Origin of the sequence: Aggregatilinea sp. (assembly GCF_036822615.1) — a bacterium.
Lineage (GTDB): Bacteria > Chloroflexota > Anaerolineae > Aggregatilineales > Aggregatilineaceae > Aggregatilinea.
The window spans coordinates 1-16215 of the sequence record NZ_DAISHJ010000117.1; the positions used below are offsets into that span (position 1 = coordinate 1).

A 16215-nucleotide genomic window follows, 5' to 3' on the forward strand; every position below is an offset into this window, starting at 1 on the left:
CGCCTCTCGATCGCGTGGAGCCGCATCGAGCCGGAGCCGGGCCGCTATGACGACGCGGCGCTGCGCACGTACGTGGACATGGTGTCGGCTCTGCGCAAGCGCGGCCTGGAGCCGATGGTCACGCTCCACCACTTCACGCATCCCCTATGGCTCGAAGACTCCGGCGGCTGGCGCAATCCCGCTACGATCGAGCGTTTCGAGCAGTTCACGCGCGTGGTGGCCGACGCCCTGGGCGACTACGTCACGCTGTGGTGCACCATCAACGAGCCGATGATTTTTGCCACGATGGGTTATTTGCAGGGTAAGTTTCCGCCCGGCAAACACAGCCTGGGCGCGACGACGCACGTCGCGGAAAATATGCTGCGCGGCCACGCCGCCGCCTACTACGCGATCAAGGAACTGTTCCCCCAGGCCCAGGTCGGCCTCGCCAAGCACATGATCAGCCTGAAGACGCGTTTCCCCCAGGCGGTGCACCAGCCCGCGCTGGGTGCGATACGGAACTTCTTCAACCGCGCGTTCATCGACGCGCTGAACACCGGCACGCTGCGCCTGCCGCTGCATAAAGTCGCCGTGCCGCAGGCCACCGGAACGCTCGACTGGATCGGGCTGAACTACTACTACCGCTTCGACGTGATGTTCAATCTGCTCCATCCGGGGCAGTTATTCCTGCACCAGACCCGCCCGCGTGACGGTATCCTGGGGCCGGAAAGCGTGGGCGAGATCTGGCCCGAAGGCATCTTCGAGCACATCAAGTGGCTGTGCGCGGCCACCGGCAAGCCGCTCTACGTCACCGAAAACGGCGTGCCCGATCCCGACGACTCGCTGCGGCCCCTGCACATGGTCCGCAGTCTGCGCAGCGTATGGCGCGCGATCATGCACAACTACCCCGTGCGCGGCTATTTCGCGTGGACGCTGGCGGACAACTTCGAATGGGCGGAGGGCTACGATCCGGCGTTCAACTTCGGGCTGTACGCCTGCGACCCCGAAACACAGGCCCGCACCAAACGCCGCAGCGCGGAGTTATACGGCGAGATCGCGGGCGCGAACGGCCTCACGGCGGAGATGATCCGTCGCTACCTGCCCGACCGCGCCGAGGAGCTGATCCCCAGCGTCAGCGTGCAGCAGGAAGTGACCCTCCCGCAGCGTTATTAAGCTCTCACAGCGTTAAACGAGGAAAAAAGAGAAGATCGACAGCAGGGACAATCCGCGAATTGTCCCTGTGTCATTACGATCCGTTGCGCTTGGCCGCGGGATGCTCGGCCTCAGAAACGGGCAGATCACGCGTTTCGCCGGGGGTGGCTTTGGTGAGGCCCCAGCGCTGCATGTCCAGCAGCAGCGAGTGGTTGGTCAGGTCCAGGTGAATGGGCGTGATCGAGACGTATCCCTCGTGCAGCGCCCACAGATCCGTGCCTTCCTGCGTCGTGTCGCCGGTCGGCGCGGCCCCGCCGATCCAGTAGTACGGGCGGCCATACGGGTCGGTGCGGCGGATCAGCTCGTCGTTGTACTCGCGCAGGCCCTGGCGCACGACCTTGAAGCCCTTGATCTGATCCAGGGGCAGGTTCGGCACGTTGACGTTGAACAGCGTCAGCGGCGGCAGACGGCGGTAAATCTCCATGCCCACGAGCTGCTGCGCGACCGCGGCGGCGGCGCTGTAGTCGGCGTCGTCCGCGAAGTTATCCAGCGAAAACGCCATAGCGGGCTTGTGCCAGATCACGGCCTCGAACGCCGCCGATACCGTGCCGCTGTAAGTCAGGTCCTGGCCCATGTTCGGCCCGCGATTGATGCCCGACACGACCAGATCGACCGGCTCCTCGACGAAGCCCAGCAGCGCGACCGCCACCGAGTCGGACGGGGAGTCGGAGGTCGCGTACGCCCGAACGCCTTCGACCGGGAACTGGACCTCGTCGATACGCAGCGGCTTGTGCATCGTCTTACGATGTCCCGTTGCGCTTTGATTTTCCGACGGCGCGACGACCGTGACCTTGCCGAAGGGCAGCATCGCCCGCGCAAGCGCCGCGATGCCTGGCGCACGCACGCCGTCATCGTTCGAAATGAGGATATGCATAGTGTTCCTATCTACTCCATTACCGTTATCTCGCCCCGGCCTAAGTTACCGGGAGCGAACCACTGATTTTACCCTTTTTGAGTCGCACTTTCCACTCGCATCTGGTCGCCATGCTGTAGAATACCAGCCGCACATTAACACCGTCTGATCGCGCCACAAAGTGACGGTTAGCGCGGCGTTAAATCCGCTTATTCCATATTCCACCCCATGCCCGAAAAAAATCCCTGTCGGAAAAGTCCGCCCAGGGATCGATGTTTTTAGTCAATGTGGCGGGCAGTATCGGTTTCAGCGGCCCGCGTTGGAGTCAGCTCGACCAGGGTCGATTACGAGGGGACGGCAGGTCACAACGTCGTCTGCTGCCGGCCCTATCGCCATGACAGCTTAGTGCCACTCCTCTTCTTCTTCGTCCCAGTCCTCGTCGTCGTCCGGCGCGCCACCCGCGTAATCGAGGGTGGGCGGGCGCAGGTCGACTACCTCGAGCTGTGTACTGCACTCAGGGCATTCCACGAGGTCCCAGACTTCGACGGCATCACGTAAAGGAACCCACGCACTACACGATGGACACCGGGCGCGCAGTTTGCTCTTAGGACTGCGCGTCGTCTCTGACTTACTGTGCAGATAGTCGTCGTTCATTACCTTACAAGATGCTCCTACTGCATGCTCATAGGGTTCATATATCACAAAACACCCGTCGCTGTCAATCAGGCGAAAACACCGAGCCGTGCTTTGCCTGCCGGGGACGTTATGAAATGCCCGGCAACGGGTGTTAAGGCCCTACCGTAATAGTGGCGTGAGCGGACTCAGTACTGTTACCCGCCGCGTCAAATGCCACTGCCCAAACATCGTGCTGGCCCTGTCCGGTGATGGACCAGCGGGTCGTGTGCGGCCACTCCTCGGTGGTCGCCACCAGCTCGCCATCGACGTAAAACTCGACGGCGGCGATCTGTACATCATCTTCGGGCTGCGCTTCCAGCGTCACGACCGAATCCCGCGTGGCGGAATACGCGCTGTCCGGTGCGGGGGCGCTCAGCGTGACGGTGGGCGGCTGGTTGTCGATCGTGACGGAGACGAACGCCGTCTCCAGGCTGCCGTCGCTGCGCACCATCTGCAGCCGCAGCGTATAGACCGCGCCGCTGCTCAGCGGGGCCGTGTCCCACAGCCCCAGCACGATCCCGCTGCCGGTCACCGTGCCGTTTTCACCGATCTGCTGCCAGACGTCCGGCTGCGTGCCCGCGCCGTAATCCAGTTCCCAATACGACAGATTATCGGCCTCGACATTGCCGCGCACTTCCACCACGCCGCCGACCCGCGCCAGATAGACCGGCGAGAGAATGGTCACCGGATTGCTTGGCTCCGCCGCATCCACCGTATCGTACTCGGTGGGCGGCAGGCGCTGGCCGGTTTCACGCGCCCAGGTGAGCGTTTCGGGCGGGTAGTCGAAATAGGGGATGTCCTCCACGCAGTCCGCCGGAGACGACGACGTGGCAAGATTGCCGCTGCACACGTTGACCGAATACGTCTTCCAATACGTGTCGGTCTGGGTCGGCACGGTGCTGATGCCCGCGCTCTGATCGACGTAAAACAGCTCGCGCGTCTGCGGGCAGCTTCGCGTGGGCAGCAGCCCGGAGATCTGGCACACCGTCTGCTCGACCACGGTCGAGGGGCGTGCCCAGTCCTGCACGGGCATCGCGTCACGCGCCAGCGCATATTCCATGATCGCGTGCCAGATGGGAGCCGCGCCACTTTCGCCGGTCACGTCCACCATCGAGTGATTGTTGTTGTTGCCGACCCACACGCCCGTCACGATCTGCGTCGTGTAACCGATGGTCCAACTGTCGCGGTTGTCGTTGCTGGTCCCGGTCTTGACCGCCGCGCGGCGCGACAAGTCGAGCGGGCTGTTAGCGCCAAATGCCGGGGCGCGCGCCTCGGAATCGGCCAGCATGTCGGTCATGATGTACGCCACCGCCGGTTCGAGCACGAGACGGCGCTGGAACATGTTCGTCTCCTGGCCGTACTCCCACAGCACCGTGCCGTCCGCATCCTCAATGCGCAGCACGGAGACCGGGTTCAGCGTGCGGAAGCCGGGCGTGCTCTGGCCCTCGTGCACCGGCGTGCCGACCATGTAGCCGCCCGTGTTGAACACGTTGTAGACGTAGGTCATATCCAGCAGCGACGCTTCACCGCTGCCCAGCGCCAGTGCCAGCCCGTAACCCTCGATGCGGTTCAGCGAATTCACGCCCAGGCGGTGTGCCGTCCGCACGACCGGCCCCAGGCCGATCACCTGCGTGAGCTGGACCGGCGGCACGTTGTACGAATTCGCCAGCGCGTCGCGCACGCTCATCGGGCCGTGATACTGGCGGTCGATGTTGACCGGCGTATACGGTTCGCCGCCGTTGTCGAACTCGATCGGTACGTCGTAGGTCATCGTCGCGGCGGTGATGCCGTTGGGATAGCCCGGCTGCCCGCCTGCCAGGAACGCGGCGGTGTAAACGATCGGCTTGAACGCCGACGCGGGCTGGCGCTGTGCCAGTGCCGCATTGTAATTGCCGTCGATGCCGGTGTTCCAATAATCCACGCTGCCGACCAGCGCCAGGATCTCGCCCGTATCGCCACGCAGCACGACCGACGCCGCGTTGCTCACTTCGCGGTCCACGCCGATCATCTGCGCGTCCATCGCGGGCAGATAGTTAGCGGCGGTGCAGGGCATTCCGGCGGCAGTGTTGACCACCGTGCCCGGATCGCCGCCGTCGAGCCGCTGGACGTGGCTGCGCGCCACGCATTCGGCCTGAAGCTGCAAATCCACGTCGAGCGTGGTGTAAATGCGCAGGCCGCCGCGCGTCACCAATCGCGCGCCATCCAGGCCCAGGTCGTTCAGCAGCGATTCAGCCTCGGCGCGCGCGTAAATCGAGAAGTGCGGCGCGGTGATGCTGTACTGGTCGCCGTAGGGCCGGATCGCGATCGACTCCGCCGCCGCCGCGCCGGCCTGATCGCGCGTGATGTATCCCTGCTCGGCCATGATATTCAGCACGATTTCCTGGCGCAGCTTGGCCGAGTCGGGATTATCGATCGGGTTTTGCAGCGGGAACTGCGGAATCGCCGCCAGCAGAGCGGCCTCGGCCAGCGTCAGGTCGCGGGCGGGCTTGCCGAAATAAAGCTGCGACGCCGCCTCGACGCCGTAAGCCAGATTGCCGTAAAAGTTGGTGTTGACGTACCACTCCAGGATCTGGTCTTTGCTGTACAGGCGCGAGATCTCAGTCGCCAGGATCACTTCTTTCACCTTGCGATCCATGCTGACCGTGACGCGTTCTTCCGGGGTCATCAGCACGCCGCGCACCAACTGCTGCGTGATCGTGCTCGCGCCCTGCACCTGCCCGCCGGTGAGGTTGCTCCACAGCGCGCGGCCCATGCCTTCCAGGTCGAAGCCAGGATTCGCATAGAATCGCGCGTCTTCGATGGACACGGTCGCGTCGAGGAAATACTGAGGGATATCATCGATCCCCACCCAGCGCCGGTCGCCGCCCAACGGATCGATCACTTCGTAGATCACGTTCTGCCCGGTGCGGTCGTACAGCTCGGTGGTCAGGAAGGCGTCTTCTTCAGCCGCGATGATGTCTTGCGGTGGGGGAAGCTGTTGTGCGTAGTAGCGGTAGATCACGAAGCCCGCCCCCGCCGCGATCAGAACGGCGAGAACGACGACTCCCACCAGGGCGATGATAACGGCCAGGGACCATCGCAAGAAGCGGGGGGCGCTAAACTGGTGCTGCTGCCGACGGCGGCGGCGCTGGCGAGCGACGCGAGCAACGGTCATCCCGGTTGGTGTCCGTACCCATAAGAATGTGCTAAACTGGTGGCGAACTTGACTGTTCGCGCTACCACTATAGCACGGCGGCGGCGCGAGTGACAAGATCCATCAGAAACCGGGGCAGGGTCACCACAGCGTAGTGATCTGGGTAAGCGGCGGTATCGTTCAACTTCATTCCTCTCCTACGCATTCCACTGCGGCGATCCTGTCTTCTTCGATACGCGTCTCAGCTTTGCCGCCCTCCTGGGGCGCAGGTGCTCGGTAACCTATCGATTTGAACTGAAGAAATGAAGGCGGCGGTTGATGGCGTCCGGAGATAAGCGGCTCCTTATTGTTGATGATGACGAGAAAACCCTCTTCTATTTGAAGGAAGTGTTCGAAGGCGAATGCTACCGTGTGGCTGCCTGCCGCACGGCATCCGAAGCGCTGACCGATATTCAGATCAACGGGCTTCCTCATCTGGCCCTGATCGATCTCGATCTTCCCGACCTCAAAGGCTTCGATCTCAGCGCGAAAATCAAAGCGATCGGGGACGTGCCGATCATCTTCGTCACGGGCAAGGACGACGAGCGCACCGTCGTGGACGGCCTGCGGCATTATGCCGACGACTACATGGTGAAGCCCGTCCGCACGGCGGAGCTGATCGCGCGTGTCCGTCGCGTACTGAGCCGCATGTCGAACTTCGATTACGCCCAGCCGCCCGTGATGAAGGTGGACGAATGGCTGTCGATTGATTTCGGGCGCAACCGTGTGATTGTGGGCGGGCGCATCGAAACGCTCACCCGCATCGAATCCGCCCTGCTGCACAACCTGATCCGCAGCGCGGGCAACGTGGTCCGGTCCGACGTGCTGATCGCCCGCGTATGGCCCGCCGGCGAAGTCTACGAAGATACGCTGCGGGTGCATATGCACCGGCTGCGCCGCAAGCTCGAAAAGGAAACGGGAGATCCCCAGTACATTCAGACAGAACGCGGCGTCGGCTATTCTTTCCGGTCCGTTTACGTGGCCCAGGATGTTCCTGACGGGCAGTCCGAACCTTAGCACGGGGCCAAAGACCTCGATACGAGCCGCTGATGGTTGAACTTTCTGCTTCCCCCCTTCCTGGCGCCGTCCCCCAGCACGATCTGCCACTCTTCCAGCAGCTTGCCGTGTTGGCGTCCACCCAGCCGGATCCGTCCGCGCTGTTGGACACCCTGCGGACCACATTGGAAGTCCAGGCGCTCACACTGAGCTTTCCCGGCGAGCCGCTGCCCGACGCGGATCGGCTGGTCGTCGTGCCGCTCATATTCCGCGAGCAGCACCTCGCGGACCTGTGTGCGATCGCGCCGCCCGAAACGGATACCGTCCAGTTGGCGTCTCGCCTGACGTTTTTTGCGCCCCTGATCGCGCTGGCGCTGGCGGCCAACCGCCCGCCTGCCCGGCACAACGAGTGGGGCGCGGCGGTGCAGCAGGAGCACGATCGGCTGGAAGCCGTGCTCGACGCCACCAACGACGCGATCCTCATGGTCGATACCACCGGGGAACTCGTCATCGTGACGCTTCAGTTCGAGCGGTTTACCGGCATCCCGCGTTACGAAGTCCTGGGCCAGCCGCTCGAAACGCTGGCGCACCGCATCGAAACGCAGCCCGGCCTGCCCGAAGCGCTGGCGAGCGTCCTGCGCGCCCTGTCGCACAATCACACCGAAAGCCTGGGCAGCGAGATCGAAATTGACGAGCCGCAGCACCGCATCCTGGTGTGGTACAGTCTGCCCGTCTACAGCCAGGACGGCACGCTCCTGGGCCGGATCTTCGTCTTCCGCGACGTCATGCGCGAGCGTGAAGTCGATCGCCTGAAAGCGGAATTCACCACGCTGATCTCGCACGAGCTGCGCACGCCGCTGACCTCCGTGAAGGGCTTCAGCGACCTGATCCTCGAAGCAGGCGAGGGCGCGCTGCCGCCGGAAGCCCGCGAATATTTAGAGATCATCGCGCTGAACGCCGACCGGCTCGTGCGGCTGATCAACGACATCCTCGACATCACCCACATCGAAACGGATCGCGTCGATATCAGCCCCAGGCTGTGCTCGCTGCCCGAAACGATCGAGCAGGTGTCCGCCGCGCTCCAGCCCTTGATCCTGGAGCGCCAGCACCGCCTGACGGTGGACATCGAGCCGGACCTGCCGCAGATCTGGACCGATCCGGCCCGTATGGTGCAGATTCTCTCGAACCTGCTCGGCAACGCGGTGAAATACACGCTCCGGCCCGGCGAGATCACGGTCGCGGCGCGGTATATTCAATCGGTCGAGGCGCTGCCGGAGACGGCCACCCGCGACCAGATCCTGCCCTGCGTGCTGGTCAGCGTGCGCGATACCGGGCTGGGCATTGCCGACGTAGATAAGCCCCATCTGTTCAAGCGTTTTTACCGGGCCAACAACGAAGCCACGCGGCTGGTCGGCGGCACGGGATTAGGCTTGATGCTCGTCAAGTCGTTTGTGGAAATGCAGGGCGGGCAGGTATGGTTTGAATCGGAAGTCGGACAGGGTTCCACCTTTTACTTCACAGCGCCCGTGGTTGAAAGCAAAATGATCCTGGGAGATGCAGCGCTCTAGCGCACGCGAAAGGAGAAAAGCGGCGGAACAATTAAGATTGGCACGCCGCGTTAATTATGAGCCGGATTCTGGTTGCCGAAGATGAACCCCACATTTTGCTGCTCGTCCAGCGTAAATTGGAAGCGGCAGGGCACACGGTAATTGCTACCGATAACGGAAATGATGCCCTGGAAATAGGTCTCAACAGCCGTCCCGATCTACTGCTGTTGGATATCATGCTGCCCGGACGCGAAGGTCTCGAAGTGTGCGCCGAAATCAAAAACGCATACGGGGTGGGCGCGCCGCCCGTGATCCTGATCTCCGCGCTCGGCCAGCAAAATGACGTGGAAGCGGGCATTGCTGCGGGGGCCGACGACTACATCATCAAGCCGTTTTCGCCGCGTGTACTGCTGGAACGCGTCGAGCGCGCCCTCTACACATAGTAGAACAAACGGCAAAAAGCTAGAACAAAATATTAAATTCGTAAAAAATGAGAGTGAGTTAACGCTCCCATTTCAAAGAAGAATGTTTAGTAATGTAATCCGTAATCTCAGTACGTTAAAATAAAGATACATTTGAGGTGGAAAATGCTCCCGGCCCAAATCCCGCTTACCCTAGAGCATCTCTTCCCCACCCCGTCCATCTCAAATGTAAAGGACCGTACCCCGGTCCTTTTTATTTCCCTCTTTATTCTACGTTCACTGTTCCGGCAGCCGCGTAATCGCCCCCGGACGCGTTTTCCTGGCTGACCGCGAGCGGCTGCCCGTCGCCATACCAGTACACACGCACGCCCACCTCGTACGATCCTAGCGGCAGGCCGGGCGGGATCGCCAGCAGGTGCGCGTCGAAATACACGCTGCCCGGCTGCCAGCCGCTCGTCGGCGCGTGACCGTCCAGCGGCGAGCTGTCGTGCTGCGCGACGGTCGCGCCCTCTGCGTTCGTCAGGAACACCGACACGCTGTAGTCGAGCGGCGGCGTCTGATCCGCCGACCACCACAGCGCCACCTCGATCGTGTCGCCCGGTGCGGCGGCAGGCGGCACGTCCGCGCGGCGCAGCGCGAACAGATCCCCGAACGCGGCGAGCTCGCCCGCCGGGATCTTGTCGTAGCGGTAGCTGTAGAGCGGCGTGCCCAGATGATCGACCGACAGCGCCGCCGTGCGCTGGAATCCGGCCCGGTCGATCAGATCGCCGTATTCGTCCAGCGGCGCATCGCCCCAGTAGATCAGCCAGAACGCGTCCTGGTGATTCAAATACTCGAGCAGCGTGGGCAGAAACAGCGTCTTGTACGTGTCGCGCCATTCGCGCAGCGACACACGCGGCGTATCCTCGCCCATCTGCCGGTCCACGTAATACCGCGCCGGGAAGTCCCCAACCCAGATATCCATCAGCACCGGTTCGTCGTCCAGGTGATGCTGCGTGACGTTGCGGACCACCGCGCGCCAATCGGGATAGTGCCGCCGCGCGTCCACCGTGGTCAGTCCCACCGCGACGATCACCGTCACCAGGAATAGCCGCGCGGTGCGATCCAGGTTGGTCAGCCCGTGCGCGATCAGCAGCGCGATGGCGGGCACGATCAGCAAAAAGTTGCGCTCGGTCAAAAACTGGCTGCGCGAGTTGATGTACACCGTGAGGCCGGTCATCAGCTCGATCCACAGCGCGGGATAGAGCACGGGCCACACCGGGCGCAGACTCACCCGCGGCCACGCCGCGCGCCGGGCATACACCAGCGTCACCAGCCCTAGCAGCATCAGCCCAGCCATCAGCCCGTAATGGCTGCCGAACAAGACCTGCCGCACGGCCCTATATGTCTCGATGCTGTTCGGCACGGAGTTCTGGTAGTAAAGCGGGTTGTCCCAGCGCACGTCGTTCTGGCGGATGACGACCGGCAGCCAGGGTAAAAATCCCACCCCGACCGCGCCCAGCAGAAACACGCCTTGCGCCAGCTTCGCGCGCGGACGCACGCACAGCAGCAGGTGGAAGCCCTGCGTCATCAGCACGAACGCGCCCAGGTAATGCGTGTACATCAGCGCCAGCGACGTCAGCACCCACCCCACCCGGCTGGCCCGCGTGGAATGCCGCACCCAACGCACGTAAAACAGGCTGGACAGCACGGCGAAGGTCGCCATCAGCGCGTAGTGGCGCACCTCTTGCGACAGGTCGATGTGCAGGTCGGCCAGCGCCAGCAGCAGCGCCGCCAGCACGCCCGCCTTCGCTCCGAACAGCGCCCGGCCCAGCGGCGCGATGCCCGCCACCGCCACCACGCCGATCAGAATGCCCAAAAAGCGCGTGGCGAATTCCGTCTCGCCTGCGACGCCGCGCCAAAGGTTCAGCAGCACGAAGTACAGCGGCGGGTGCTGGTCGTAGACCATCGTGCGCACCACGTCGCCCACGCCCGGCCCTTTGCTCAGCAGCATGGTCCAGCCCTCGTCCTCCCACAGACTGCGAACCCCGGCGTCGTGCGCGCGCAGCGCAAACGCCAGCAGGAGGATCAGGGTGAGCAGGGCGAGCCGCCCTTTGTTGGAGACAGCAGGGAAAATGCGGTGTTCCATGCAGACCGGTCGCTTTCAAAGTGGATGCACCGCGATTGTACCGCACGGGAAAAGCCGCGCAATGCGCCGCCTGGATGCGGCATTTAAAAATTTCAATTTGTTTCCAACAATTTCTATCAGAAAAATTTACGCTCTTCAGCCCGGAGACCATTACTTTAGTACAGGGTTGTGCTATGCTTGTGGTATCCTGCACGGGAAACACGTTCTCAAGCGAGACTTGATCGATGCTCCCGGAATCGAACGACATGTATACGCGCATATGGTGGAATGACAGCGAGGTGGTGTTCGTCGCCTGGACTGAGTCGGCGTTGGTGTTTCGCTGGCCGGAAGGCACGCACAACAATCGCGGCATCATCCAACTGCCACGCGGCGCTGCGCGGCGGCTGGCCCAGCGCGGAATTCTGCGCATCGACGGCGAAGCCCCCGGCTGGTTTTACGGGCGGCTGACCGAGTCGGTCGATCTTGAGGAATTGGAGCCGGTCCGGCCCGCCCCGGTGCAGCCCGCGCCCGTGCCCGCACCGCCACCTTCCCCACCGCAGCCCGTGAAGATGTCCGGCGCGACCCTGCGGAACATCGTCGGACGCATCATCCGCAAGCTGACCGGCGACGAGCTTCAGCCCGCTACAGCAGCGGCATCTGCCGGGCTGGACGGTGACCGTCCAGCAAGACATAGGGTGCAGCCCGAGTCGCGTTAACCACCCCCACCGCCCGCAGCGCGGACAGGTCACGCAGCGGCGATTCTCGCCGCGCGGCCACGATGCGCTCGGCGCTCTTGACCCCAATTCCCGGCACACGAACAAGTTCCTGCGGCGACGCCGTGTTGACCTCGACCGGTGTTTCGGACAGGTTTTGCTCGGCCCAGATCTGTTTTGGGTCCTGGTTCAGCGGCAGATCCCCGTCCGCCGCGAAGGGCAGTTCTTCCGTCTCGAAGCCGTAATCGCGCAGCAGAAAGCTGGCCTGATACAGCCGCAGCTCGCGGACCGGGTCCGTCGGCGCGGCATTATCCAGCGGCGTATCGATCACCGGGCTGAACGCGGAAAAATACACGCGCGCTAGCTTGAGCTGGCTGTACAGCATGCCCGTCGTGCTGAGCAGCTCCACGTCGCGCTCGCCTGCCGGACCCACCACGAACTGCGTCACGCTGCTGGATCGCAGGCCGCCGCCGCTCTGCTGGCGCAGCTCCTCGATCCACTTCAGGCGCGTCAGCAGTTCGTCCGCGAACCACTTGCCCGGCGCGAGCCGTTCCAGGCGGTCGGCGTTGGGCGCTTCGAGGTTGATCGAGACGCGGTTCGCCAGTTTCATCGCCGCGCGCACCTGATCGCGCTCCGCGCCCGGCATGATCTTCAGGTGGATGAATCCCCGGAACTTATACTTCTCGCGCAGGATCGTCGCCGTGTCGATGATCTTGTCCTGGCTGGTGATCCCGCCGCGAATGATGCCCGACGACAGGAACAGCCCCTCCACCGCGCGCTTGCGGTAGAGCGCCATGAATCCGCTGGCGATGTCGTCGGGGGAGATCGTGCGGCGCTTCATCTGCGTGCGGCCCGCGCGGAAGGGGCAGTAAAAACAGCCGCGTTCGCAAGCGGTCGTCGTCATCGTCTTCAGCACGGCCATCTGGCGGCTCCCCGCCGTGACGTGCGCCACGCAGCCGCTGAGATCGACCGGGCCGCGATGCGAGCGGGGCGCTCGTTCCTGCTGGGGCGAATCCCCTACCGGCTCGAATTCCGTCATGCCGCGCGTGGCTTCGAGCAGATCGTGACCGTCCATTATTCCGGCTCCGCGACTCGATGGAAATGGTAGAGAAAGTATACCGAACTTATGTTCTAACTGCAACTCCTGAATCATTCCCGCGTATAAAGAATTGGTTGGGGAACATCTGCCGGTCCGGCGGGGGTTTGATAGTTCATTGCTGTCCCACTTCACCTCATCTTGCCTGCGGACGGGCCTCTTTAACTTCCCCTGCATCTGGAGTAGAACCATGCGTATGCGTTCGGTCATTCCCGTACTGTTCGCGTGCCTGCTGGCCGTCTCATCTGTCCTGCCGGCCTTTGCCCAGGATGGCGACACCGTGCCGCGCTTCGAGCCTGCGCCCTGCCCGTTTGACACAACCCCAGGGATGGCCGTGGAGTGCGGGTTCGTCGTCGTGCCGGAAGAACACGGCAATCCCGACAGCGGCACGATCCGCCTGTCGGTCGTGCGCTTCCCCGCGCAGAGCGACAACGTTCAGCCCGATCCGGTGATCATGCTCTCCGGCGGTCCCGGTGAAAAGACGACCGCCAGCGCCTTGAACATGGCCACCATCTTTGCGCCCATCTCGCCCGACCGCGACCTGATCGTGTTCGATCAGCGCGGCGTCGGCCTGTCTGAACCGGCGCTCGAATGCCCCGAGTGGACCGAGGCGCAGTATGACACGCTGGATGAGGTCGATCCTGAGGAAGCGCTGCGTAAACCGTACGAGGCGCTGCTCGCGTGCGGCGCGCGCCTAGAGAGCGAAGGCGACAACCTCTCGGCGTACAATTCACTGGAAAACGCGGCGGACGTGGCCGACATCGTGACCGCGCTCGGTTACGAGCAGGCCAACCTGATCGGCATATCCTACGGCTCGCAGCTCGCGCAGTTCGTCATGCGCGATCACCCCGAAGTGGTGCGCAGCGCGATCATCGACTCGGTGCTGCCGATTGACGCGAGCTTCTTTATCTCGTCGCTGGATACCAGCTACGCCGCGTTGAACCGGCTGCTGGATGCCTGCGCCGCCGACGAGACGTGCAGCACGGCCTATCCCGATCTGCGTCAGGTCCTGTTCGATACCGTCGATCAACTGAACGCCGGTCCGGTCCCGATGACCCTGACCGATCCGCTTACGGGTGACACGTACGATGCCTACCTGAACGGCGACGGCCTGATCGGGACGCTGATGTACTACCTGTATCAAGCTCCGACTATCCCCATGCTGCCGAGCGCGATCTACGATGTGGCGCAGGGCAACTATGATGTGATCACGCAGTTGAACAGCTCCACGCTGCTGTCGCTCAACACGCTCAGCCGGGGTATGGAATATTCGGTGTTCTGCGCGCAAGATCCGGTCGGGCACACGTCTGAGGAGTACCTTGAGCGGCTGAACAGCCTGCCGCCCCAGGTGCGCGGCACGGCGGACATCGAAGTGCAGATGGAATACAACCCGATCGACGGCTGCGCGCAGTGGCCCGTCGAGCCGTTGGACCCCGCCGACCTTACGCCGCTGGTGACGGATCTGCCCGTGCTGGTGCTGGCGGGCCAGTTCGACCCGGTGACGCCGTTCAGCCATGCCGAGCACGTCGCGGCCAACCTCAGCCATGCCTATCTGTACGAGATCCCGGCGGTGGGCCACAGCGTGCTGGTCAGCAGCACCTGTGCGGATTCGGTTGCGACGCAGTACATCGACGATCCGTCCACCGAGCCGGATACCGCGTGCATCGACGCGCTGGCTCCCGTCGAGTTCTACGTGACGGGGCAGGCGATCACGATGGTCCCCATGCAGAACGACACGTTCGGCTTCGCGGGCGCGATCCCCGATGGCTGGCAGGAACTGTCGCCGGGCGTATACGCCGAGTCGATGATGAGCCAGAGCGTGCTGCTTGAGCAGGCGCTGCCCGGCGACGAAGCGACCGTGACGACCCTGCTAGCGCAGCAGTTGGGGATGGCGACCTTCCCCGAAGCGGACGGCACGCGCGAGGCCAACGGCCTGACGTGGACCCTTTACACGTTCGACATGCAGGGCCAGCCCTCGAATCTGGCGGTCACGTCCTCGAATGGGACGGGCTACCTGATCTGGCTGATCACCACCGCCACCCAGCACGACGACTACTACACGCAGATCTTCCTGCCTGCCGTGGACGCGCTGACCCCGTTGGGATAACGCAGCCCGATCTGGGCTTCCACAGCACGAGAGATGCCGGGGCGCAGCGCTGCGCCCCGGCGTTTTTGTGGAACGCGATTTGCACGCCAAACAGTACGGGCGCGATTCTGTACCGGAATCGCGCCCGTATTGATCTGGCTTAGAGCGTGCAAACCCACCCCTACAAACCCCATCGGGCGCTGCCTGTCTCCCCTCTCCAACCCAGATTGGAGAGGGGCCGGGGGTGAGGTTGCTTTTTGCCCTTGCCTTTGCTTTTCCCTGTTCCCTAACTCCTGGTCCCTGATCCCTACCGTTTGGGGGCCGGGGGTGAGGTCTGCTTTTTGCTCTTGCCCTTGCTTTTCGATGTTTCTACTCTATCGCTTTCAGTCGCCCCAGGCCGAGATCAACTGCTGCTGGCCGTTGACCACCACGACCCAATGCGGCTTCCAGCCGATGCCGAACGCGTCGAGGTAGATGTCCTTTTTGTACGGCGTGATGCGGTAATCTTCAACCGTCGCCGCGACGCGCGCCCACTTCTCCTGGATCTGCCGCAGCACGTTTTCCATTTCGGCGTGCAGAATGTCCATCTGCGCTTCCAGCTCCGCGATGGCGGCCTCGGCGTCCACGAGATCTTCCTGCACGTAGTTCTTGTAGCGCCGCGCGCGGCTCACGCGGGAAAGCGTATACGTCGTGCGCCCGCGCAGCAGGCTGAGCAGCGCCTCGCCCGTGGTGAACATTTCCTCGTTTTTCACCGCGTCGTACTGCTGCTGCCCCGCCGCCAGATCGCGCGCCTTCTTGCGCAGCTTGGCTTCCAGGTCATCGAACTTCTTGTCGTACTGGCCCATGATCTTATCCAGTTCTTCGTCGCGGGCCTGCCGCGCCAGCGTCTGCGCCTGGACCAAAAAGTCGCGGCGGCTCATGCTCGGCTGGCCGTAGAGGTCCAGGTCCGGGTTATGCATCAGGACGAGACTGGCCGTCTGGTAAATATAGTCCACCACCTCGCGCTTGAGTTCGGTGATGCGTTTGCTGTCCGCCAGACCGGGCGAAAGCTCCCCATAGCCGCCTTCCATCAGCGGCGTCTGGCTGAGATCCTTCGGATCGGTGTACGGCGCGCGGTATTCGTCCCAGTGGATCAGCCCGGCCCGCGCGACGTGCGGCACGTGGTAGGCGTAGGGCTGCACGGTCGTCGCGCTGCTCTTGCGATCGGTGTAGCGCGCCTGCGCCTGCGCGATCAGGATCGGGCGGTACATCAGCGCCGCGCCGCCGTAGCTGGACACCGGGATGCCGGTCTTGCGCTCCCACGTCGCCAGGGCCTGCTCGCGCGAGACGGTCGTCGGCAGGTAATACTGCGCGGTGG

Annotated in this window: 12 protein-coding genes; 6 read left to right on the forward strand and 6 right to left on the reverse strand. The window is 63.3% G+C overall.

Annotated elements, in window-relative coordinates; translation table 11 throughout:
* A partial coding sequence (locus tag V7116_RS21420) for a glycoside hydrolase family 1 protein (RefSeq protein WP_324394020.1) occupies positions 1-1152 on the forward strand: 1152 nt, incomplete at its 5' end.
* A 73-nt stretch (positions 1153-1225) separates the two neighbouring features.
* Here the strand turns inward: V7116_RS21420 and surE are convergent.
* The 3 genes from surE to V7116_RS21435 all read right to left on the reverse strand — a co-directional run bounded on the left by surE (position 1226) and on the right by V7116_RS21435 (position 5873).
* Positions 1226-2065, reverse strand: coding sequence for a 5'/3'-nucleotidase SurE (surE, locus tag V7116_RS21425; RefSeq protein WP_324394021.1), 840 nt, complete (start codon positions 2063-2065; stop codon positions 1226-1228).
* Positions 2066-2446: 381 nt separating this feature from the next.
* Entirely contained in the window at positions 2447-2698 is a 252-nt protein-coding gene (locus V7116_RS21430; protein WP_324394022.1) for a hypothetical protein, read from the reverse strand.
* 133 nt (positions 2699-2831) lie between these two features.
* A complete protein-coding gene (locus tag V7116_RS21435; protein ID WP_324394023.1) occupies positions 2832-5873 on the reverse strand; it encodes a penicillin-binding protein in 3042 nt (1013 codons plus the stop codon).
* Between the two features lie 297 nt (positions 5874-6170).
* Between V7116_RS21435 and V7116_RS21440 the strand changes: the two genes are divergently transcribed.
* Genes V7116_RS21440 through V7116_RS21450 form a run of 3 tightly spaced genes read left to right on the forward strand, consistent with a single transcriptional unit; the run spans position 6171 to position 8877 of the window.
* The gene (locus V7116_RS21440) at positions 6171-6908 is read left to right on the forward strand and encodes a response regulator transcription factor (RefSeq protein ID WP_324394024.1); all 738 of its coding nucleotides are present in this window, start codon (positions 6171-6173) and stop codon (positions 6906-6908) included.
* A 32-nt stretch (positions 6909-6940) separates the two neighbouring features.
* Positions 6941-8455: a sensor histidine kinase gene (locus tag V7116_RS21445; RefSeq protein ID WP_324394025.1), complete on the forward strand. Its 1515-nt coding sequence runs from the start codon at positions 6941-6943 to the stop codon at positions 8453-8455.
* Between the two features lie 56 nt (positions 8456-8511).
* Positions 8512-8877 (forward strand): response regulator transcription factor, encoded by a 366-nt coding sequence (locus V7116_RS21450; protein ID WP_324394026.1) that lies wholly within the window; start codon positions 8512-8514, stop codon positions 8875-8877.
* 244 nt (positions 8878-9121) lie between these two features.
* Here V7116_RS21450 and V7116_RS21455 read toward each other — a convergent pair whose 3' ends face one another.
* On the reverse strand, positions 9122-10984 hold the full coding sequence (locus tag V7116_RS21455) for a glycosyltransferase family 39 protein (RefSeq protein ID WP_324394027.1): 1863 nt from the start codon (positions 10982-10984) through the stop codon (positions 9122-9124).
* A 224-nt stretch (positions 10985-11208) separates the two neighbouring features.
* Between V7116_RS21455 and V7116_RS21460 the strand changes: the two genes are divergently transcribed.
* A complete protein-coding gene (locus tag V7116_RS21460) occupies positions 11209-11679 on the forward strand; it encodes a hypothetical protein (RefSeq protein ID WP_324394028.1) in 471 nt (156 codons plus the stop codon).
* On the opposite strand, the gene V7116_RS21465 is transcribed toward V7116_RS21460, so the two are convergent.
* Positions 11606-12751, reverse strand: coding sequence for a radical SAM protein (locus V7116_RS21465; RefSeq protein ID WP_324394029.1), 1146 nt, complete (start codon positions 12749-12751; stop codon positions 11606-11608). The genes V7116_RS21460 and V7116_RS21465 overlap by 74 nt on opposite strands.
* 211 nt (positions 12752-12962) lie before the next feature.
* Here V7116_RS21465 and V7116_RS21470 point away from each other — a divergent pair, with 211 nt between their 5' ends.
* Positions 12963-14879, forward strand: coding sequence for an alpha/beta hydrolase (locus tag V7116_RS21470; RefSeq protein WP_324394030.1), 1917 nt, complete (start codon positions 12963-12965; stop codon positions 14877-14879).
* Between the two features lie 362 nt (positions 14880-15241).
* On the opposite strand, the gene V7116_RS21475 is transcribed toward V7116_RS21470, so the two are convergent.
* Positions 15242-16215: hypothetical protein (locus tag V7116_RS21475; RefSeq protein WP_324394031.1), on the reverse strand; the 974-nt coding region annotated here is incomplete at its 5' end.